The 18,746-nt window shown below is 65.8% G+C and carries 19 protein-coding genes and 1 tRNA gene; 15 read left to right on the top strand and 5 right to left on the bottom strand.

Features of this window, described 5'->3' with window-relative positions:
* Window positions 1–134 precede the first annotated feature (134 nt).
* From cobU to VNQ78_RS06690, 5 genes are all read left to right on the top strand, one after another.
* A complete protein-coding gene (gene cobU / locus VNQ78_RS06710; protein WP_325687923.1) occupies window positions 135–668 on the top strand; it encodes a bifunctional adenosylcobinamide kinase/adenosylcobinamide-phosphate guanylyltransferase in 534 nt (177 codons plus the stop codon).
* The gene (gene cobT, locus VNQ78_RS06705) at window positions 665–1,621 is read left to right on the top strand and encodes a nicotinate-nucleotide--dimethylbenzimidazole phosphoribosyltransferase (protein WP_325687920.1); all 957 of its coding nucleotides are present in this window, start codon (window positions 665–667) and stop codon (window positions 1,619–1,621) included. Before cobU ends, cobT begins: the two co-directional genes overlap by 4 nt.
* Complete coding sequence (gene cobS / locus VNQ78_RS06700) at window positions 1,584–2,387, top strand: adenosylcobinamide-GDP ribazoletransferase (protein ID WP_325687918.1); 804 nt, start codon at window positions 1,584–1,586, stop codon at window positions 2,385–2,387. The genes cobT and cobS overlap by 38 nt, the downstream gene beginning before the upstream one ends.
* A gap of 103 nt (window positions 2,388–2,490) precedes the next feature.
* Complete coding sequence (locus VNQ78_RS06695; protein ID WP_325687916.1) at window positions 2,491–3,111, top strand: TRAP transporter small permease subunit; 621 nt, start codon at window positions 2,491–2,493, stop codon at window positions 3,109–3,111.
* A complete protein-coding gene (locus VNQ78_RS06690) occupies window positions 3,108–4,964 on the top strand; it encodes a TRAP transporter large permease subunit (protein WP_325687913.1) in 1,857 nt (618 codons plus the stop codon). The genes VNQ78_RS06695 and VNQ78_RS06690 overlap by 4 nt, the downstream gene beginning before the upstream one ends.
* A gap of 118 nt (window positions 4,965–5,082) precedes the next feature.
* On the opposite strand, the gene VNQ78_RS06685 is transcribed toward VNQ78_RS06690, so the two are convergent.
* Window positions 5,083–6,207 carry a TRAP transporter substrate-binding protein gene (locus tag VNQ78_RS06685; protein ID WP_325687911.1) on the bottom strand — a complete coding sequence of 375 codons (1,125 nt, stop codon included), beginning with the start codon at window positions 6,205–6,207 and terminating at the stop codon, window positions 5,083–5,085.
* A gap of 242 nt (window positions 6,208–6,449) precedes the next feature.
* On the opposite strand from VNQ78_RS06685, the gene nrdR reads away from it, so the two are divergent.
* Window positions 6,450–6,914: a transcriptional regulator NrdR gene (nrdR, locus tag VNQ78_RS06680; RefSeq protein ID WP_325687909.1), complete on the top strand. Its 465-nt coding sequence runs from the start codon at window positions 6,450–6,452 to the stop codon at window positions 6,912–6,914.
* Window positions 6,915–6,928: 14 nt separating this feature from the next.
* Window positions 6,929–7,906: a bifunctional diaminohydroxyphosphoribosylaminopyrimidine deaminase/5-amino-6-(5-phosphoribosylamino)uracil reductase RibD gene (ribD, locus tag VNQ78_RS06675; protein WP_325687946.1), complete on the top strand. Its 978-nt coding sequence runs from the start codon at window positions 6,929–6,931 to the stop codon at window positions 7,904–7,906.
* Here ribD and VNQ78_RS06670 read toward each other — a convergent pair.
* The 3 genes from VNQ78_RS06670 to VNQ78_RS06660 form a co-directional block, all read right to left on the bottom strand.
* Window positions 7,903–9,897, bottom strand: coding sequence for a capsular polysaccharide biosynthesis protein (locus tag VNQ78_RS06670; RefSeq protein ID WP_325687906.1), 1,995 nt, complete (start codon window positions 9,895–9,897; stop codon window positions 7,903–7,905). The two genes, ribD and VNQ78_RS06670, sit on opposite strands and share 4 nt — an antisense overlap.
* Before the next feature lie 4 nt (window positions 9,898–9,901).
* Window positions 9,902–11,068, bottom strand: a complete 1,167-nt coding sequence (locus tag VNQ78_RS06665; RefSeq protein ID WP_414694048.1) for a polysaccharide biosynthesis/export family protein — start codon at window positions 11,066–11,068, stop codon at window positions 9,902–9,904.
* A gap of 111 nt (window positions 11,069–11,179) precedes the next feature.
* The gene (locus VNQ78_RS06660) at window positions 11,180–12,490 is read right to left on the bottom strand and encodes a capsule biosynthesis protein CapA (RefSeq protein ID WP_325687904.1); all 1,311 of its coding nucleotides are present in this window, start codon (window positions 12,488–12,490) and stop codon (window positions 11,180–11,182) included.
* Between the two features lie 255 nt (window positions 12,491–12,745).
* Here VNQ78_RS06660 and VNQ78_RS06655 point away from each other — a divergent pair, with 255 nt between their 5' ends.
* From VNQ78_RS06655 to VNQ78_RS06625, 7 genes are all read left to right on the top strand, one after another.
* Window positions 12,746–13,339, top strand: coding sequence for a riboflavin synthase (locus VNQ78_RS06655; protein WP_325687902.1), 594 nt, complete (start codon window positions 12,746–12,748; stop codon window positions 13,337–13,339).
* Window positions 13,339–13,905: a hypothetical protein gene (locus VNQ78_RS06650; RefSeq protein WP_325687900.1), complete on the top strand. Its 567-nt coding sequence runs from the start codon at window positions 13,339–13,341 to the stop codon at window positions 13,903–13,905. Before VNQ78_RS06655 ends, VNQ78_RS06650 begins: the two co-directional genes overlap by 1 nt.
* Window positions 13,895–15,013: a 3,4-dihydroxy-2-butanone-4-phosphate synthase gene (gene ribB, locus VNQ78_RS06645; protein WP_325687897.1), complete on the top strand. Its 1,119-nt coding sequence runs from the start codon at window positions 13,895–13,897 to the stop codon at window positions 15,011–15,013. The genes VNQ78_RS06650 and ribB overlap by 11 nt, the downstream gene beginning before the upstream one ends.
* 4 nt (window positions 15,014–15,017) lie before the next feature.
* The gene (locus VNQ78_RS06640; protein WP_325687895.1) at window positions 15,018–15,575 is read left to right on the top strand and encodes a 6,7-dimethyl-8-ribityllumazine synthase; all 558 of its coding nucleotides are present in this window, start codon (window positions 15,018–15,020) and stop codon (window positions 15,573–15,575) included.
* A complete protein-coding gene (gene nusB / locus VNQ78_RS06635) occupies window positions 15,572–16,072 on the top strand; it encodes a transcription antitermination factor NusB (protein ID WP_325687893.1) in 501 nt (166 codons plus the stop codon). Before VNQ78_RS06640 ends, nusB begins: the two co-directional genes overlap by 4 nt.
* A gap of 538 nt (window positions 16,073–16,610) precedes the next feature.
* The gene (locus VNQ78_RS06630) at window positions 16,611–17,531 is read left to right on the top strand and encodes a DUF481 domain-containing protein (protein WP_325687890.1); all 921 of its coding nucleotides are present in this window, start codon (window positions 16,611–16,613) and stop codon (window positions 17,529–17,531) included.
* Window positions 17,532–17,859: 328 nt separating this feature from the next.
* Window positions 17,860–18,336, top strand: coding sequence for an MmcB family DNA repair protein (locus VNQ78_RS06625; RefSeq protein WP_325687887.1), 477 nt, complete (start codon window positions 17,860–17,862; stop codon window positions 18,334–18,336).
* On the opposite strand, the gene VNQ78_RS06620 is transcribed toward VNQ78_RS06625, so the two are convergent.
* Window positions 18,317–18,550 (bottom strand): DUF6324 family protein, encoded by a 234-nt coding sequence (locus VNQ78_RS06620; protein WP_325687885.1) that lies wholly within the window; start codon window positions 18,548–18,550, stop codon window positions 18,317–18,319. The two genes, VNQ78_RS06625 and VNQ78_RS06620, sit on opposite strands and share 20 nt — an antisense overlap.
* 118 nt (window positions 18,551–18,668) lie before the next feature.
* On the opposite strand from VNQ78_RS06620, the gene VNQ78_RS06615 reads away from it, so the two are divergent.
* Window positions 18,669–18,745 (top strand) — tRNA-His (locus tag VNQ78_RS06615).
* The last annotated feature ends 1 nt before the right edge of the window (window position 18,746 follow it).

Raw genomic sequence — 18,746 nt, 5'->3', positions numbered from 1 at the left:
CCTCTCTGTAGTTGTTTTGTGTCGCGGGGCGGGTTCTCTCCCGCGCGCGAGCGGTGAGATTCGCGCGAAATCTGTCAGGCGGCAAGGGTGTGTGCGGACTTTCCATGCAGGCTCGCTTGTGAAAGAACGCGATCATGCAGAGGATCGCACGCATCATCATGGTGACTGGTGGCGCACGTTCGGGCAAGTCCGGACTGGCGGAATCAATGGCTTCGCGGTTTTCGGGCGAACGCTTCTATCTCGCCACGGCCGAGGCCGGGGACGCGGAAATGACGCAGCGTATCGAGCGGCACCGCGAAAGGCGCGGCGCGGGCTGGACCACGATCGAGGAGCCGCTGGAACTGACCCGCGCCCTGCGGGACAGCGACGACGGGCAATCCCTGCGGCTGGTCGATTGCCTGACGCTCTGGCTGTCGAACGCGATGATGGCGGGCGATCCCGCGCCGCAGGTCGGGGCGCTTTGCGCCGAGTTGCGATCCCAGCGCGGGCCGGTGGTGCTGGTCACGAACGAGCTGGGCCTTGGCATCGTGCCGGAAAACGCGCTGGCGCGGCGATTTCGGGACGAACACGGCTGGATGAATCAGGCCGTGGCCGCTATCGCTGATGAAGTCTGGATGGCCGTCAGCGGCCTTCCCCTGCGCCTCAAACCCGAGCGAGGAACCCCTTGAAGCAATTCGACGATTCAGCCGCAGCCGCAGCCCGTGCCCGACAGGCGGAGCTGACGAAGCCCCCCGGTTCGCTCGGCCGGTTGGAGGAGCTTGCGGTCTTCATGGCAGGCTGGCAGGGGCGCGAGCGGCCGCGCATCGACCGGGCGCAGGCATTGGTCTTTGCCGGAAACCACGGCGTGACCGCGCAGGGCGTGAACCCGTTCCCGGTCGAAGTGACTGCCCAGATGGTCGAGAATTTCCGCAATGGCGGGGCGGCGATCAACCAGCTTTGCCGTCTGGCCGGGGCCGATCTGTCGGTCATCGCCCTCGATCTGGACCGCCCGACCGAGGATTTCACCCAAGGCATGGCGATGGAGGTTCCCGATCTGGTCGCCGCGATCCAGACCGGCAAGAACGCCGTCGATCCCGAAGCCGACGTGATCCTGCTGGGCGAGATGGGCATCGGCAATTCGACCGTCGCCGCCGCGCTGGCCGCCGCGACCTTCGGGGGCAGTGCCGAGGATTGGGTGGGGCCGGGCACCGGCGCCGATGACGACATCATGGCCCGCAAGATCAACGCGGTGAATGCGGGGCTGAAGCGTCACAAGGGCGCGGCGACCGCGGCCTCGATCCTCGGCTCCTATGGCGGGCGCGAGCAGGCGGCGATCTGCGGCGCGGTGATCCGTGCGCGCGAGCTTGGGATCCCGGTGATCCTCGACGGTTTCATCTGCTCGGCCGCGGCGGGCGTCCTGCTGGTCAACGATCCCGAGGCGCTGGACCATTGCCTGCTCGGCCATGAAAGCGCCGAGCCGGGACATCGCCGGCTGGTCGCGGTGATCAAGAAACAGCCGGTCGTCACCCTCGACATGCGGCTGGGCGAAGGCTCGGGCGCGGCCGTCGCGCTGCTGATCCTGCGTGCGGCGCTGGAATGCCACAATGGCATGGCGACCTTCGGCGAAGCGGGCATTGGCTAGGCGCGCGGCCGAGGCGCTGACCGCGCTGATCTGGCTGACCCGCTATCCCGTGGGGCGCTTCCTGCGGCCGCCCGTGCCGCAGCTGGCCAGCGCGGTCTGGGCCTTTCCGCTGGCCGGGCTCGCGCTCGCCCTGCCGGCCTCGCTCCCGCTGCTTGCGGGGCTGCCCGCCTCAATCGCGGCCATCCTCGCGGTCGGGGTCATGGTCTGGCTGACCGGCTCCATGCATGAGGACGGGCTGGCCGACTATGCCGATGGTTGCGGCGGCGCGACGCGCGAGCGACGGCTCGAGATCATGCGCGACTCGCGCATCGGCTCCTACGGGGTTCTGGCCCTGCTGCTGGTGACGGGGCTGCGAATCGCGTCGCTGGCAGAGCTGGCGCGGATCAGCCCATGGGTCGCTGCCGGGGCGCTGGCAGTGGCTGCCAGCCTCTCGCGCGCGGGGATGGGAATGGCGATGGCTGTGATGGATCCGGCACGGCCCGACGGGCTGGGCAGGGCGGCCGGACGCGCCTCGCTTGCGGCAGCCGGCTGGGGCTGGGCGCTTGCGGCGGCGGTGGTCGCCCCGCTGATCCTTGACGGAACACTCTCGGTTTTCGCAGCAATCGCTGCAATCCTAGCGTGTGCAGTCGCGCAATTCCTGCTGGGCCGCGGCGCGCAGCTCAGGCTCGGCGGACAGACCGGAGACGTGCTTGGCGCGATGCAACAGACGGGCGAGTGCGCAACGTTACTTACGCTGCTCATTCTGACTTCCGCGCGCGCCGCTTGACCGGCTTTCAGCCATCCTTCATACGAAAATCACAGGGATAGACCGGTCAGACCGGCGGGCCGCGCTCAGGAGGGGCGGCCGAAAAAACAGGGAGGTTTCAACAATGGGCGGCCTTTTGGGCCTTTCGCGCGGCATCGACCGCGTCAATACCATGATTGGCCGGGCGGTGACCTGGCTCATCCTCGTTGCGGTGCTGGTCAGCGCCGGCAACGCCATCATCCGCAAGGTGCTGAACACCTCCTCCAATTCATGGCTTGAATTGCAGTGGTACCTCTATGGCGCCGCCTTTCTGGGCGCCGCCGCCTACACGCTGAAGGAAAACGAGCATATCCGCATCGACATCATCTATGGGATGTGGAAGCGCCGCCGCCAGCACTGGATCGACCTGATCGGCCATGTGTTCTTCCTGATGCCCTTCGTCACGCTGATGATCTACTACCTCTGGCCCTGGGTCATGCGGAGCTATCGCAGCGGTGAGGTTTCAACCAATGCGGGTGGATTGGTTCTGTGGCCCGCCAAGGCGATGCTGCTGGCGGGTTTCATCCTGCTGTTCTTCCAGGGCATCTCCGAGATCATCAAGAAGATCGCCGTGATGCGCGGGATCATTCCCGATCCCACCCCCTTCGTGTCCCACCACACCGCCGCCGCGCTCGAGGGCGAGGCGATGGCGCGCGACATGGAAGCCGCGCTGCTGGATGACACGGACGAGGGAACCCGCAAATGATGGAACTCATCGCGCAGAACATGGCGCCGATCATGTTCGCCTCGCTGGTCCTGTTTCTGCTCTTCGGCTATCCGGTGGCCTTCGCGCTTGCCGCGAACGGCCTTCTGTTCTTCGTCATCGGGGTCGAGCTGGCGCCGCTGTCGGGCGGCACGATCAACCTCAGCTGGCCGCTGCTGAACGCCATGCCCGAGCGGCTATGGGGGGTGATGTCGAACGAGACATTACTTGCCATTCCATTCTTCACATTCATGGGCATCGTGCTGGAGAAATCCGGCATGGCCGAGGATCTGCTCGACACCGTCGGCCAGCTTTTCGGCCCGATCCGCGGCGGCCTCGCCTATGCGGTGATCATCGTGGGCGCGCTGCTTGCCGCCACCACGGGCGTCGTCGCGGCCTCGGTGATCGCGATGGGCCTGATCTCGTTGCCGATCATGCTGCGCTATGGCTATGACCGGCGCATCGCCTCCGGCACCATCGCGGCCTCGGGGACGCTGGCGCAGATCATCCCGCCCTCGCTGGTGCTGATCGTGCTGGCCGACCAGCTTGGCCGCTCGGTCGGCGACATGTACAAGGGCGCGTTGATCCCCGGCCTCGTGCTGACCGGGATCTACATGGTCTACATCTTCGTCATGTCGATCATGCGCCCGCATCTGCTGCCCGCGCTGCCGAAGGAGGCGCGGACGCTTGGCTCGGGCGTGACCTCGCTCTTTGCGGCGCTGGCGGCGACCGGGGCGATCGGCTATTTCGCCTTCAAGTGGATGTATCCGACCCATGGCAAGGATGCGGACATCCTCGCGCCGGCGCTGGCGATCATCATCATCTATGTGGTGGCGCTGCTCGACAAGGGGCTGAAGGTCAACCTGATGTCGCGTCTGGCGCAGCAGGTCATCATCGTGCTGATCCCGCCGCTAGCGCTGATCTTCCTGGTGCTGGGCACGATCTTCCTGGGCATCGCCACCCCGACCGAGGGCGGGGCCATGGGCGCGGTCGGTGCGCTGCTGCTCGCCGGGATCAAGGGGCGTCTCAACTATGACGTGATCCGTCAGGCGCTGCTGGCGACGACCCGGCTCTCGGCCTTCGTCATGTTCATCCTGATCGGCGCTCGGGTCTTCTCGCTGACCTTCTACGGCGTGAACGGGCATATCTGGGTCGAGCATCTGCTGACCTCGCTGCCGGGGGGCGAATACGGCTTCCTGATCGCGGTGTCGGTGCTGGTCTTCCTACTGGCCTTCTTCCTCGACTTCTTCGAGCTGGCCTTCATCATCGTCCCGCTGCTGGCCCCGGCGGCCGAGGCGATGGGGATCGACCTGATCTGGTTCGGCGTCCTTCTGGGCGTGAACATGCAGACTAGCTTCATGCACCCGCCCTTCGGATTCTCGCTGTTCTTCCTGCGTTCGGTCGCCCCGAAGGAGCCGTATAAGGACAAGGTGACCGGCAAGATGATGGAGCCGGTGACGACAGGGCAGATCTATTGGGGCGCGGTGCCCTATGTCTGCATCCAGATGGTGATGGTCGGTATCGTCATGGCCTTCCCCGGACTGGTCATGCATTACAAGGGACCGCCCATCGACACCTCGAACGTCAAGATCGAGATCCCTGCGGGCAACGGTCTGGGCGGTCTTGGCGGCGGCCTCGGCAATCCCTTCGGCGGGCCGTCGGACGCCCCGGCGGATGGTGGGCTTGGGGGCCTCGGCGGAGTGCCGAATTTCGGCGCACCCGCCCCGGCTCCGGCCCAGCCGGGCACGACCCCGGCGGAACCGGCCGCGCCTGCCGGATCGCCAGCCCCAGCCTCGGGCGGCCTCGACCCACTGGGCGGACCGCCGCCCGGATTGACCGCTCCGGCGACCAACTGAACGCAGAAAGGCGGCCCTCGGGCCGCCTTTCCTTTTGCCGCAGCATGGCTTCGGCGCGACATGAAAACGCCGCCGGAACGCAAGGCTCCGGCGGCGTCAGGTCTTTGGTCTCAGAGGATCAGAGCGTGCCGTTGCGCTGCTGGATCATCATGAACGTGTCATAGGTATATTCCGCGGTCTGGTTGTAGAGATACCAGTTCGCGCGGGATTCCTTGATCGAGTCCCAGATCTTCTTGAAGGCGGGGTTCGAGGCTTCCAGTTCGGCATAAACCTCGTTCGAGGCCTTGTAGCAGGCGTCCAAAATCTCCTGGCTGAAGGGACGAAGCTGCGCGCCCGCGGCGACGAGTTCCTTCAGCGCGATCGGGTTCAGGTGGTCGTATTTCTGCAGCATGTCCGCATCGGTGGCTTGCGCGGCGGTGTGCAGCAGCGACTTGTAGTTGTCGGGCAGCTCTTCGTATTTCGCCTTGTTGAACATGAAGTGGACGGTCGGGCCGCCTTCCCACCAGCCGGGATAGTAGTAATAGGGCGCGACCTTGTAGAAGCCCAGCTTCTGGTCGTCATAGGGCCCGACCCATTCCGAAGCGTCGATCGTGCCCTTTTCCAGCGCCGGATAGATGTCGCCACCCGCGATCTGCTGCGGGACAAGGCCCAGACGCTCCAGCACCTTGCCGGCAAAGCCGCCGACGCGCATCTTGAGGCCCTTCAGATCCTCGACGGTCTTGATTTCCTTGCGGAACCAGCCGCCCATCTGCACGCCGGTATTGCCGCCGGGCAGGCCGAACAGGTTATGCGTCGCCAGGAACTCGTTGAACAGGTCGATCCCGCCGCCATGGTATTGCCAGGCGTTATGCGCACGTGCCGACATGGCGAAGGGAACCGCTGCGCCAAGCGCGAAGGTCGGATCCTTGCCCCAGCTGTAATAGGCGACGGTGTGGCAGGCCTCGACGGTGCCGTCGGTCGCGGCATCCTGCGCCTGCAGGCCGGGGACGATCTCGCCCGCGGCGAAAACCTGAAGCTGGAACTTTCCGCCGGTGGCTTCGGACAGGTATTTCGACATGACCTCGGCCCCGCCATAGATCGTGTCGAGCGACTTCGGGAAGGCCGAGGTCAGGCGCCACTTCACTTCGGGCATTTCCTGCGCAATCGCGGGAGCGGCAAGGGTGGCGCCGGCCGCTGCGGTCGCACCGCCCACGGCCGCGCGCGTCAGAAAGCCGCGCCGGTCGAATTTGCTGTTATTGTTCATGAGTTCCTCCGTGTTGGTCGGCGCCTCCTGCTTGCCGACGCGGGCATGTTGCACACCCAAACGCGCCCTGTCGAGATACAGATAAGCAGAACCCGATCTGACGCTGCGCACGTTATACGTGTAGGCTGGCCGCGCCGACGATCTTTGCCTGTGGCTTATCTAGTGGCAGTCAACTGGACACTACCCAAGGCATTTGGTGTTGCCTATACTGGCTGAGGTTCGTGGCAATCGGGGGTCAAGGGATGCGCTGTCCGTTCTGTGGAAATGTGGACACCCAGGTCAAGGACTCGCGTCCTGCGGAAGACAATGTCGCGATACGCCGCCGCCGGTTCTGCCCGGCCTGCGGCGGTCGCTTCACCACATATGAGCGGGTGCAGTTGCGTGACCTGATCGTGGTCAAGTCCAGCGGCCGGCGCGAGGATTTCGACCGCGCGAAGCTTGAACGTTCGATTCGGATCGCCATGCAGAAGCGCCCGATCGACCCCGAGCGGATCGACCAGATGATCTCGGGCATCGTGCGCCGGCTGGAGAGCCTTGGCGATACCGACGTGCCCTCGAAGGTCATCGGCGAGATCGTGATGGAGACGCTGGCGCGTATCGACACCGTCTCCTATGTCCGCTTCGCGAGCGTCTACAAGAACTTCCAGGCGGCGGATGATTTCGACAAGTTCGTGTCGGAACTGCGGCCGGGCCACGCCGAAGAGTGAACGACCTTCGCCATATGGATCACGCGCTGGGTCTGGCCCGGCGTGGTCTTGGAAATACCTGGCCCAATCCCGCCGTCGGTTGCGTGATCGTCAAGGATGGCCGCGTCCTCGGGCGCGGCTGGACCCAGCCGGGCGGCCGCCCCCATGCCGAGGTTCATGCCCTGATCCAGGCGGGCGAGGCCGCGCAGGGCGCGACCGCCTATGTCACGCTGGAGCCTTGCGCCCATCACGGCCGCACGCCGCCCTGCGCAGCGGCGCTGATCCGCGCCGGGATCCGCCGCGTCGTGACGCCCATCACCGATCCCGACCCGCGCGTCTCGGGCCGCGGCATCGCGCTTTTGCGTGAGGCGGGGATCGAGGTTGTCGAGGGCATCCGCGCCGCCGAGGCACGCGAGCAGCAGCGCGGCTTCCTGACCCGGATGACCCTTGGCCGGCCGATGCTGACACTGAAGCTGGCCACCAGCTTTGACGGGCGCATCGCCACCGCCTCGGGCGAGAGCCAGTGGATCACCGGACCGGCGGCGCGCCGCCATGTCCACGCCCTGCGGATGAGCCATGATGCCGTGATGGTCGGCGGCGGTACCGCCCGCGCGGACCGCCCGGCCCTGAACGTCCGCGGCATGGGTTGCACGCGCCAGCCGGTCAGGATCGTCGTCTCGGCCGGAGACCTGCCCGATCTGCCCGAGGAAGGGCCGGATCACGGCCCGCTCTGGCAGGCCTCGGGCGAGCCGGGCGTGATCATGGCGCAGCTCGGCTCGCGCGGGTTGACGCGCGTGCTTTGCGAAGGCGGGGGCGTGCTTGCGGCAAGCCTGCTCGGCGCGGGCGTCGTCGATCAGCTTGTCGGCTATTCCGCCGGGGTGGTCCTTGGCGCGGATGGCCGGCCCGCGATCGGAGAGCTTGGTCTGGCCCGCATGGCCGAGGCGCCGCGCTTTCGACTGGTCGAGTTGCGCCGCATCGGCCCCGACATCATGCATCGCTGGCTGCGCGACTAGCGCCGCCAGAGCCAGGCATAGCTGCTGAACACCCCCTGCGTCTTGGCGAGCAGACGCAAGGCGGGACCGCCCGCAAGCGCGCTTGAGGGGCCGGAGAGGCGTTCCAGCGCGATCTCGGGCGGGCAGGGCAGCTTGCTCACCGGATCGAAATAGCGCGGATAGGCGATGAGCGCGGTGTGGATCAGATGCTCGGCCGTGACCGTCAGGCCGCGACGGGCGGGCACCGGACCCAGATCGCGGGTCAGACCCCAGCCGGCATAGAAGGGGGCGCCCAGGGTCGTCACCGGCAGGCCCCGCATCAGCGCCTCGAACCCCATGGTCGAGGTGATGGTCCAAAGCGCGTCGACCTCGGCCATCAGCAGGGCGGCGCTGGCCTCGCGCGCGACCACGTCGGCCAGCCGGGCCAGATCCCCCTCGGGGATGGCGCCAGGGCGCAGCCCGGCCTCGACATCGGGATGGGGTTTGTAGATCAGCACCGCCTCCGGGTTCTCGGCCCGCACGCGCTCCAACAAGGCGAGGTTCGTGCGCTCGGCCCCACCGCCATGCAGGACCGAGGCGTCATCCTCGACCTGTCCCGGCACGAGGATGCGATGGCCCGGCGGCAGGTCGGGCAGCGCGCCCGAAAGGTTGTATTTCGTCACCCCCGCCGCAACCAGCGCCTGCCCGAGCGCCCGGGCGCGTTCTGTCCCCATGGGCGGCAGCGGGTCGCCCATCAGCCGCTCGAAGCGGCTTTCCCGGCGCGGGTCGTAATAAATGCCGAGGTCATCGGCCACCAGCGACAGCGGCGGAACCAGCGCCGCCCCGAGCCCGCGCGAGCGGATGAAGCCGTCCTCGACCCGGATCGCCTGCGGGACCGCCGCTGCCTTGCCCGCCCAGGCGAGGGTGACTTCAGGGCCGGGGCGCGAGGTGAAGCGTACGCCCTTGCCACCCCCAAAGGCGCGGCTGATAAAGGGCCGTTTCCAGAGCCGCATGCCATAGGCCAGATGGCCCGCGTGGTCCTGCCGCCAAGCGCGGGCTTCGGCCTCGATCTGGCGCAGCGCTCCTTCGAAATCCGTCAGCCGGTCGCCACAGGGATCATACCAGACCGGGGCGAGGAGATGGCTTGCCGCGAAAAGCCGCGCGCGGGTCGCGGGTCCGCCGCGATTGACACGATGCTCGTCCGCGGTCAGCCCCCATCCCGCATAGAAGGGGCGGCCGAAGATGCGGGGGCGATGCCCGGCGAGCAGCGCCTCATAGCCCATCTGCGAGGACATGGCATAGACAGCCTCGGCCCCTTGGATCAGCGCCCAGGGCGAGACGGGCGCGTCGCAGAAATCGTCTCCGTCGCGCAGGTCTGCCCTTTCGAAATGGCCCGGTCGCAGGCCCGAGGCGGTCTCGGGATGGCTGCGGATCAGGATGGGACGACCGGGATTCTCGTCCCGAGCGGCGGTGAGCATCGCGAGAAACTCCGCCCGCCCCGCGCCGAGCAGCGAGGCGTCGCCGCGGGTCTGGTCGATCACCAGCACATAGCCCGGCCGGGGCGTGGCCTCACCCGGCAGGTGGGCGTTGTATTTCGACAGATCCGCGGCGATCAGGCGCTCGATTGCGGCCTCTGCCTCCGCCTCGCGCGCCAGCGCCTCGGCCGAGGGGATCAGGCTTTCGATCAGCGACGGGCCATCGGGTCGGAAATGCAGGCCCAGCGGATCGAGGATCAACCCGATCGGTCCGCGCCGCGCGACCGGCCCCTTCGCGCGCCCCGGCAGGATCGAGCGCAGGAAGGCATCCTCGACCCGAAGCAGGCTCGCGCCGCGCCGGTGGGCCACGGCCTCGCCCCGCCATGCGGTCGGGCTGGCTCCCCAGACGCCGACGACATCCCCGGCACCGGGCAGGCCCAGCGTTGGTTTCCAGCCGGACAGCGTCAGGATCCGGCGGATGCGCGGGCGCGAGAAGAAGCCGCCGTTGAATACGAAAAGCCGCCGGAAATCTCCGGCGGCCTTGGTCGTTTCGGGCATGAACTCAGAACCCGCGTTCGGTCGTGCGGATCTGGTTGACCGGGGCAAGGATGACGTTGAGCGTCTTGGTCCACTGAACCATCGGCGCCTCGGTCACATAGACGGTGTCGCCATCGCGAACGAGGAAGTCGCGCGCCATGAACATGCCATCGGGCTTCGTCAGGTCAAGCACATAGGCGATGCGCTGGGTGCCGTAGACGTCGTTGCGGCCAAGGACGGCGCGCGCCACCGATTGCGGCTCGTCGCGCAGGACGAAGACGCCCTTCGGATCGGCCAGCGCGGTCTGGAGGCCGCCGACCATCGCCACCGCCTCGATCGCGTTGATCTGCTCGTTTCCAAGCGGCACCTTGGTCTGCCCGCCAAACGCGCCAAGCGCGGTGAAGCTGCGCTGGTCTTCCTCGACCAGGATAATGTCGCCCGGACGCAGCGCGATGTCGTTGCGCGAGTTGGAGTAGAGGTCGCGCAGCCAGACCTTGCCGCTGCTGCCGCCGCGTTTCACCGTGACCACCGCGACCTCGGGCTCGATCGAGACGCCGCCGGCGCGCGAGAGCATCGAGGACAGCTTCCGGGTCGGACGCTCGATCGGGTAGACGCCCTGCCCATTGACCTTGCCGAGCACCGAGACGGTCGCGCCGTCGCCCGCGACGCGGGTGACCATGACCTGCGGGTCGGGGGTCTGGGTTTCCAGCTTCTGGGTGATGATGCGGCGCAGCTCGTCAGGGCTGTTGCCCGCGGCCATGATGCGGCCGGCATAGGGCACGAAGATGTAGCCCTGGCTGTCGACCTGAAGCTGCTGGAGCTGGGTCGAGCTGGCACCCATCGAGGCCAGAAGGCCGTCATCGACGTTTTCCCAGATCGAGAGGCCCAGCACGTCGCCCGGCCGGACCTCATCCGCGCCGACCTGTCCGGCGGCCTGGAAATCCGCCCCGAAACCATAGGCAGGCGAGAAGTTGGCGGCCCGGTTCACCCGGTCGTCGACCGTGACGATATGGCTGCTGCCGCCCTTTTCGACCGAGCCGCTATAGATCTGACCCCGGGTCGGACCCGAGCGCGGCAGGCCGCAGGCTGATACGAAGACGAGGGCGCCAAGAATGGCCAATCGACCCAGGCGGCTGGTCAAGCGCCGGCGTGCGGGCTGCGCCAGGTCGACGCGCGGGCGCGAAGAACTCATTGCGGTCAAACTGTGTTACTCCTGTCTCTCTCGTCCGCGCAGGGCTTTGCCCTTGCGATTTTTGGTCAATCTAGAGCAGCAATGCGGATTATTCCACATTTTCCCCAGATGTCATTCCGGATTGTGTTCCATTTGTTGCCGATACTTCCCGCGGCCCGCCACCAGCGCGTCATAGGGATCTTCGGGGGCAAGCATCATGTCGACGACGATGCGCAACGCATGGGCGCGCGACCGCTCGGCATAGAAACCGCCGGGAACCTGGCTGCTTTCCAGCAGGAAATCGCGAAAACGCCGGTAGGCGATGGCGTTTGGCGGGTCGGGTTCTGCCAGAAACTCGGCCAGCGTCTGGCTGGAGACGAGGCCGGGCTTGTCATAGACGGCACGGCCCATCGCCTTGACCGGAAGCCCCCGCCACAGCGCCTGCTGGGCCGAGGTCGAGTTCACCGTCACCGTCGCCCGCGCCTGGTTCATCAGCTGCGCCAGCTTGCCGCCGCGCACGTAATGCACGCGGTCCGAGATGCCCGATGCCTGCGCCTTGCGGAGGATGGCACGGCAGATGCCGCCGCGCCCGTCTTCCAGCGGATGGGCCTTGAAGACCAGATGATGGTGACGCGGGGCCGAGCGGGCAAATTCCTCGATCACCTCGTCGGTAAATTCGGACATGGTCGCATAAGGCGAATGGGCGACGAAGTTGGAATCGTGCTCAAGCTGCATGGGCACGAGGATATAGGGAAAGCCGCCGCGACGGATCGCGCCGCTTTCGCGCCATTCTGCGAACATGTCCACGGGCGTCAGCAGGAGGCGGCGAAGGTTCAGCCGGAACTCGCGAAAGACGCCGATCTGGCGATGCGTGCGGTATCCCGTATAGCGCCGGTTCGCGATCAGGACGAAGAAATGATAGAGGGCGCCATAGAACTTGTGCTGGCGCATGTCGCCCCAGCGCGCCGGGGGGCGGCTGAGTTCGCCGATCCGCCAGCGCAGCGCCTTGCGCATCTCGCGTAGCGGGATCCGCATCAGCGCCGAATGCCCGTTCGAGCCGCCACGTTCATAGGTGATCCAGAACGGGCGCAGATAGCCTTCCTCGAACACATGGAGGACGATGCCGTAGCGCTGGCTTGCCTCGCGCGCGGCGGCGTGGACCGGACGGACATCTCCGTAAAGGACGATATCGGTCACGCGCTTTTCCCGGATGATCCGCTCCAGATGGTCGGGCCATTCCTCGGGCGTGCCGCTGTGACGGATGAAGTGCTGGCTGTCGGTCCAGAAGAACTCGTCCCCGGCATTGAAGCCGACGCGCCACACGCTCGACCCTGCGCGGCGCAACTGGCCGGCCAGACGATTGAAGAACGGGCCATGTGGACCCTGAAGCATCAGGAAGACGCGATGGCCGGCGGACCGCACAGCCAGCGCGGCCGGAAGCATGGGCTCAGGGGCTCGCGTTAATAGTATTGTCACTTCACATTCCCGCGCCGGGATAATGAGTCGGAATATAGGGCATGAGACTTTACGGTTTTTGCGACAGATCCGGGAAAACGCCGGTCTTTTCGGAGTCAATGCACGAATATTGCAAGGCTGTCACGGGCTTTCACGCCTGTCGATGCTGCATAAGCATAGCTCCGCTTGAAGATTGCGCAACAAGGCTCTAGGTCTCGGCGGAGTACCGCGAATGGGGGCATCATGTTCACCGGGATCATCACGGATATCGGGACCGTCAGCAATGTCGAGATGCGGGGCGACATGCGTGCGCGCATCACCTGCGACTATGACATGGCGGGGGTGGAGCTTGGCGCCTCGATCGCCTGCGACGGGGTTTGCCTCACGGTCGTGGAGAAGGGCAGCGACTGGTTCGACGTCGACATCTCGGCCGAGACGCTGTCAAAGACCAATATCGGCGCGAATGGCTGGGCGACCGGACGACGCCTGAACCTCGAGCGCGCGCTGCGCGTCGGCGACGAGCTGGGCGGGCATATCGTCTCGGGCCATGTCGACGGCGTCGCCGTGATCGAGGCGATGCGGGACGAAGGCGACAGCACCCGCATCACCCTGCGCGCGCCCAGGGAGCTGGCCCGCTTCATCGCGGCCAAGGGGTCGGTGGCGCTGAACGGAACCTCGCTGACCGTGAACGAGGTCGAGGGCACCAGCTTCGGCATCAACGTCATCCCGCATACGCAGGCGGTGACGACCTGGGGCGGGGCCAAGCCAGGCGACCGGGTCAATCTGGAAATCGACACGCTGGCGCGCTATGTCGCGCGGCTGGCCGAGGCCGTATGATGGCCGGGATCGGCCATAACGGCGGGCCGGGGGTCGGCAGCGGCTTTCGGGCGCATTGCTGGACCGTCGCACGGCGCGAATTGCTGGGCGCGCGGTTGCCGGTCGAGGTGGTGCGGATGCAGGTGCGCCGCGCGAAGGAACTGGGCCTCGACTACAAGACCTATGCCGGAGTGCGGGCAACGACCGGCCGCGACCTGATCGCCTTTCTCTATTCGTCGAACGCGCTCGGGGTCTTTCGCCGCGGGCAGGTCGTGCCCGCCCGCGAGGCCGCGCGCATCGCCGCAAGCGGGGCGCCCGCGCATCTGGGATGCGCGCCGGGGCTTGCGCCCGACGTGCTGGCGCGGCAGATCGGTGCCGTGTCGGGCCGCGAGCTTGCGCCCTTTGGCAGCAATTGGTCGGCGATGCGGGACGAGATGAAAACCTGGCTCAGGGCTCATGGCCTGCCGGGCGATGCCGTTCTGATGATCGGCGAAACCGCGCATGAGCGCGAGATGATGACAGCGGGCGGGCTTGCGGGATTCGTGACCGGCCAGGCCTTCTTTGCAGGAGTTGCGGATGCAGTATGAGAAACCCGGACCCGTCGAACGCGACTGGTCGGATGCGATTTCCCGGATCGAGGAGATCATCAACGAGGCCCGCAACGGCCGCATGTTTATCCTTGTCGATCACGAGGACCGCGAGAACGAGGGCGATCTGGTCATCCCTGCCCAGATGGCGACGCCCGAGGCGATCAACTTCATGGCGACGCATGGCCGTGGCCTCATCTGCCTGTCGATGCCCGGTTCGCGCATCGACGCGCTCGGCCTGCCGCTGATGAGCCCGAAGAACTCGAGCCGGCACGAGACCGCCTTCACCATGTCGATCGAGGCGCGCGAGGGCGTGACGACCGGCATCTCTGCCCATGACCGCGCCCATACCATCGCTGTCGCCATCGACCCGACCAAGGGCGCGGCCGATATCGCGACGCCGGGCCACATCTTCCCTCTGCGCGCGCGCGATGGCGGCGTGCTGGTCCGCGCCGGGCATACCGAGGCGGCTGTCGACGTCGCCCGTCTGGCCGGGCTGACCCCCGCCGGCGTGATCTGCGAGATCATGAACGAGGACGGCACCATGGCGCGGCTGCCCGACCTGATCAGCTTCGCGCAAAAGCACGGGCTGAAGATCGGCACGATCAGTGACCTGATTGCCTATCGCCGCCGGCACGACAACCTGATCGCCGAGCGCGCGCAGCGCCCGATCCACTCGCTGCATGGCGGCGACTGGATGATGCGCATCTATGCCGACGAAACCTCGGGCGCCGAGCATATCGTGCTGACCAAGGGCGACCTGACCTCGCCCGAGCCGGTCCTGGTGCGGATGCACGCGCTGGACCCGCTGCATGACGTGCTGGGAATCGGGCGCGAGGATGCGGGGGAGCTTTCGTCCGCGATGCGCCTGATCGGGCAGGAGGGCAGGGGCGTCGTCGTCCTTTTCCGCGACCTCGAGCGCAAGCTGCCGGTGCAGGGCGAGGTGTCGCCCCATGTGCTGCGGCAATACGGCCTCGGTGCGCAGATCCTGTCGTCTCTGGGCCTGTCCGAGCTGGTGCTTCTGACCAATTCGGCGCCGGTGAAGGTCGTTGGGCTTGACGCCTACGGTCTTTCGATCCATTCCACGCGTCCGATTCCCAAAGAGTAAGCCAATGGCCGCCAGCATCGAACATTATCAGTTGCCGCTGCCCAGGATCGAAGGCAGCGTCCGGCTGCTGATCGTGGTCGCGCCCTATTATCGCCAGATCGCCGACGGCCTGATCGCCGGCGCGAAGGCCGCCGCGGCCGAGGCCGGGGCCAGTGTCGATCTGATCGAGGTGCCCGGCGCGCTGGAGATCCCGACGGCGATCGGCCTTGCCGCCGCCCGCGGGCTTTATGACGGCTATGTTGCGCTTGGCTGCGTGATCCGGGGCGAGACGACGCATTACGACACGGTCTGCAATGACAGTTCGCGCGGCGTCACCCTGCTTGGCCTGCAAGGCCATTGCATCGGCAACGGCATCCTGACGGTCGAGAATTACGATCAGGCGGATGTCCGCGCCAATCCCGAAGGCCAGAACAAGGGTGGCGGGGCCGCTGCCGCCGCGCTGCACCTGATCGCGCTGAAGCGCCGCTGGGAGGCGCGCAGCCCGCGCGACACCGGCAGCACGACCGAGCCGCGCGATATCATCCGCCTCGCGGGCGAGCTTGAAGGACCGCAGGGCGCATGAGCGGGCAGGGTGGAAACCGGCGCAGCCCGGAGGAACGCGCGGCGCGGCAGGCAAGGACTTCGGCCGCGCGGATGTATGCCGTGCAGGCGCTGTTCCAGATGGAATCCTCGGGCCAGTCGGTCGACCGCGTCATGGCCGAGTTCCGGCAATGGCGCATCGGCCGCACCGACGAGGATGACGATGTCGTCTCGGCCGAGGCGGATCAGGCCCTGTTCCGGCGCATCCTCGACGATGCGGTGAACTGGCAGTCGCGCATCGACCAGATGACGGATCGCGCATTGGTCGCGAAATGGCCGATCGACCGCATCGACCCGGTCCTGCGCGCGCTGTTCCGCGCCGCCGGCGCCGAACTGGTGCAGCCCGGCACACCGCCCAAGGTGGTCATCACCGAATATGTGCGCATCGCGCAGGCCTTCTTCCCCGAGGGGCGGGAGGCGAAGTTCGTGAACGCCGTTCTTGACCACATGGCGCACGAAGCCCAACCAGAAGCCTTCTGACGGATCGGGCGGGCTCGAGGCCCGCCCAGTTCGACTGTTGCATGCCGGTGTTGCGCGTCAGCATCAGGCCGGCATGCGCTCTTGCTTCAATCGACCTCCAGAACCGTTGTCGCGGGCTTCTCAGCCCCAATTCCCTGTGGCCAGTTCACATGGCACCTGTGGATCTGTTGCAACAATCCCGGCCATGCGAGTAGGCGCCTCAAGTTGCCCGTATTTTAGGCAGGCCAGTTTTCAACCGGAGATGGTTGTCAATGGATCACGCTTCTCCGTTTAGGATATTTCAAGTTTCATATTGAAATTCAATAAGAAACAAATGCAGCTTCCAACTTGGCAATAAGTTTCATCACGATTTTGCGTGATCATATTTCCGCCGATGGAATAATCCCGCGCCCAGATCACATTTTTGCGATGTCTCGCGTATTTTATCGGAGTCTTTATAGGCAGGGATGGGGGGATTAATTCTGTCTCCACAGAGATGCTCGCGATTGGAAATTGCCGATCGCAGCCACTGGAAACGGTTCAGAAAAGGACTGAGAATATGAAAGCTCTCGCTTATCTCGCTGGCGCCACTGCCCTGGCCGCTGCCTTCGCCTCTCCGGCCCTTGCCCAGCAGGAAATTGCCACCGGCGCCAACGCAACCGGCATCTCGTCGGTCAACGAGCAGATGAAGGATGTCGAGGATGCCGTGCGGGACGATTTCGACCGTTCCTCGGACCCGTCGCGCTATGGCAGCCCGGATCGCGTGCAGGGGCTCTTCGGTTCGGTTGCGCTAAGCTATGTCGGGCGGACCGGAAACAGCGAGAACCAGGATTTCACGCTTTCCGGCCGGCTCTCATATAACCAGGCACCCTTCGCGCAATCCGTCGGCATCTTGCTTGAATATGGCGAGGATAATAACGGCGATACCGATACCGAGAAAACCTATGTCATCTACGAAGGTATGTATGACATCAATGAGCGTTTCTATGGCTTTGCGCTGGGTCGCCTGACGACCGACGCGCTGGCCGATGATCCGGTCAGCCTCGATGATGGCGAGACCTTCGGCGACCTCGATGGCCGGCTGAAACGTGACGCCTATTTCGGTATCGGTCCGGGCTATCGGGTGATCGCGACCGACACCATGGCCTGGCGCGTGCAGGCTGCGGTCGGCATCCGCTATACCAAGACCGTGGACGTGATCGACCCCGTCGCCGAGACGCTTGAGACCGACTCGGAAACCGGCGTCGGCTATCTGATCTCGTCGCGCTTCTACTACAAGTTCAACGACAACTTCTTCCTGACCAACGATACCGATTACCTGACCTCGGACGCCAACGACACGGCGACGAACGAACTCGGCCTGAACTTCAAGATGACGGACGATTTCGCGACCCGCATCTCCTACAAGACCGAGTATGTGTCGGATCGGGCCATCCGCACCGACAACACGCTGGGCGTCTCGCTGGTCTACGGTTTCTGACCGCTTCCCTTCTCTCTCTCGCTGAAAAGCGGGGCGGCCCCACGGGGCCGCCTCACGCATTTCGGGGGAAGGGTGGCGGGAACCGCAGCGACCGTGGCAGCGCAGGTTTCCCCGAAAGCCTGGATATCCAGGTGGGAGCCGGGTAACGGGACCAGGGCCCCGACAGAGCCAGCCCCCTCGGTGAAATTATAGGCCAGTGGAAAAAATGGCCGCACACGAGAAGAGCAGAAACCCGCCAGTCACGGAAGATAGGCCTGATCGGACTCCGCCGCAAGGGCAGGAGGCCGCTGCCTTGTCAAATGTTCTCATTTGGTTCATGTTGCCGGGCATGAGTGAATTCCGACCAGTTCCAGAGGACGTGCTGCCCGCACAACCCGGCCAGCGGCTTGCCCGCGGCGTGACCCGGATGCTGTCGGCCCTTGGCCATGCCGCCTTGCCGGAATTCGTCCCGATCGGCGGGTTGCGGGTCGATGTGATCTCGATCGCACCGGGCGGCGAGATCTGGATCGTCGAATGCAAAAGTTGCCGCAGCGACTTCACTTCGGACCGCAAGTGGCAGGGCTATCTGGACTATTGCGACCGCTTTTTCTGGGCGGTCGACGCCGAATTTCCGCAAGACCTGCTGCCTGCCGAGAGCGGCCTGATCCTCGCCGACAGCTGGGGGGCCGAGATGGTGCGCATGTCGCCCGAAACGCGGCTGGCAGGGGCGCGGCGTGCGCGCCTCCTGCGTGAGATTGCGAGGGTCTCGACTGGCCGCCTGATGGCCGTCAGCGACCCGATGGGGGTCAGCGGCGGGGCTTTTTAGCCGATTTTCCGCCACCCGAGCCCCCGCCCTTACGCATTTCGCGCGCCGCCTCCGCGGCGGCGAGCAGTTCCTCGGCGATTTCTTCCGCTTCCTCGGGGTCGAAATCGAGGGGCAGATCCACGCCCTCGCCCTCGACATAGATGCGCACCATGCCGCGGTCGGTGGGCCCGATCTGCAGATTCGCGGCGATGTCGCTTTCGCTGTTGATGCTCATTTCCGAACCCTTCCGGCCTGGCCTTAACGTGATGAGAGATATTGATTACATTGGGTGCGAATAAGCGGCAAGATAGGCTTGCATCCGTCCGAATCTGGGGCTAAGTACCCCGCACTGTGCCGCCTTAGCTCAGTAGGTTAGAGCACCAGATTGTGGATCTGGGGGTCCCCCGTTCGAGCCGGGGAGGCGGTACCAT

Origin of the sequence: Paracoccus sp. (in: a-proteobacteria) (assembly GCF_035556475.1) — a bacterium.
Taxonomy (GTDB): Bacteria; Pseudomonadota; Alphaproteobacteria; order Rhodobacterales; family Rhodobacteraceae; genus Paracoccus.
This window is presented reverse-complemented; position numbering and strand designations above follow the sequence as displayed.

Bases quoted from the DNA above. Each gene is read 5' to 3' on its own strand.
- cobS (WP_325687918.1), top strand. From the start codon at position 1,584: ATGGCATGGCGACCTTCGGCGAAGCGGGCATTGGCTAGGCGCGCGGCC.
- VNQ78_RS06620 (WP_325687885.1), bottom strand. From the start codon at position 18,550: ATGAGCATCAACAGCGAAAGCGACATCGCCGCGAATCTGCAGATCGGG.
- VNQ78_RS06685 (WP_325687911.1), bottom strand. From the start codon at position 6,207: ATGAACAATAACAGCAAATTCGACCGGCGCGGCTTTCTGACGCGCGCG.
- VNQ78_RS06660 (WP_325687904.1), bottom strand. From the start codon at position 12,490: ATGCTTCCGGCCGCGCTGGCTGTGCGGTCCGCCGGCCATCGCGTCTTC.
- VNQ78_RS06630 (WP_325687890.1), top strand. From the start codon at position 16,611: ATGAAAGCTCTCGCTTATCTCGCTGGCGCCACTGCCCTGGCCGCTGCC.
- ribD (WP_325687946.1), top strand. From the start codon at position 6,929: ATGGATCACGCGCTGGGTCTGGCCCGGCGTGGTCTTGGAAATACCTGG.
- ribB (WP_325687897.1), top strand. From the start codon at position 13,895: ATGCAGTATGAGAAACCCGGACCCGTCGAACGCGACTGGTCGGATGCG.
- VNQ78_RS06625 (WP_325687887.1), top strand. From the start codon at position 17,860: ATGAGTGAATTCCGACCAGTTCCAGAGGACGTGCTGCCCGCACAACCC.
- VNQ78_RS06695 (WP_325687916.1), top strand. From the start codon at position 2,491: ATGGGCGGCCTTTTGGGCCTTTCGCGCGGCATCGACCGCGTCAATACC.
- VNQ78_RS06670 (WP_325687906.1), bottom strand. From the start codon at position 9,897: ATGCCCGAAACGACCAAGGCCGCCGGAGATTTCCGGCGGCTTTTCGTA.
- cobU (WP_325687923.1), top strand. From the start codon at position 135: ATGCAGAGGATCGCACGCATCATCATGGTGACTGGTGGCGCACGTTCG.
- VNQ78_RS06690 (WP_325687913.1), top strand. From the start codon at position 3,108: ATGATGGAACTCATCGCGCAGAACATGGCGCCGATCATGTTCGCCTCG.
- nrdR (WP_325687909.1), top strand. From the start codon at position 6,450: ATGCGCTGTCCGTTCTGTGGAAATGTGGACACCCAGGTCAAGGACTCG.
- nusB (WP_325687893.1), top strand. From the start codon at position 15,572: ATGAGCGGGCAGGGTGGAAACCGGCGCAGCCCGGAGGAACGCGCGGCG.
- VNQ78_RS06665 (WP_414694048.1), bottom strand. From the start codon at position 11,068: ATGAGTTCTTCGCGCCCGCGCGTCGACCTGGCGCAGCCCGCACGCCGG.
- VNQ78_RS06655 (WP_325687902.1), top strand. From the start codon at position 12,746: ATGTTCACCGGGATCATCACGGATATCGGGACCGTCAGCAATGTCGAG.
- VNQ78_RS06640 (WP_325687895.1), top strand. From the start codon at position 15,018: ATGGCCGCCAGCATCGAACATTATCAGTTGCCGCTGCCCAGGATCGAA.
- VNQ78_RS06650 (WP_325687900.1), top strand. From the start codon at position 13,339: ATGGCCGGGATCGGCCATAACGGCGGGCCGGGGGTCGGCAGCGGCTTT.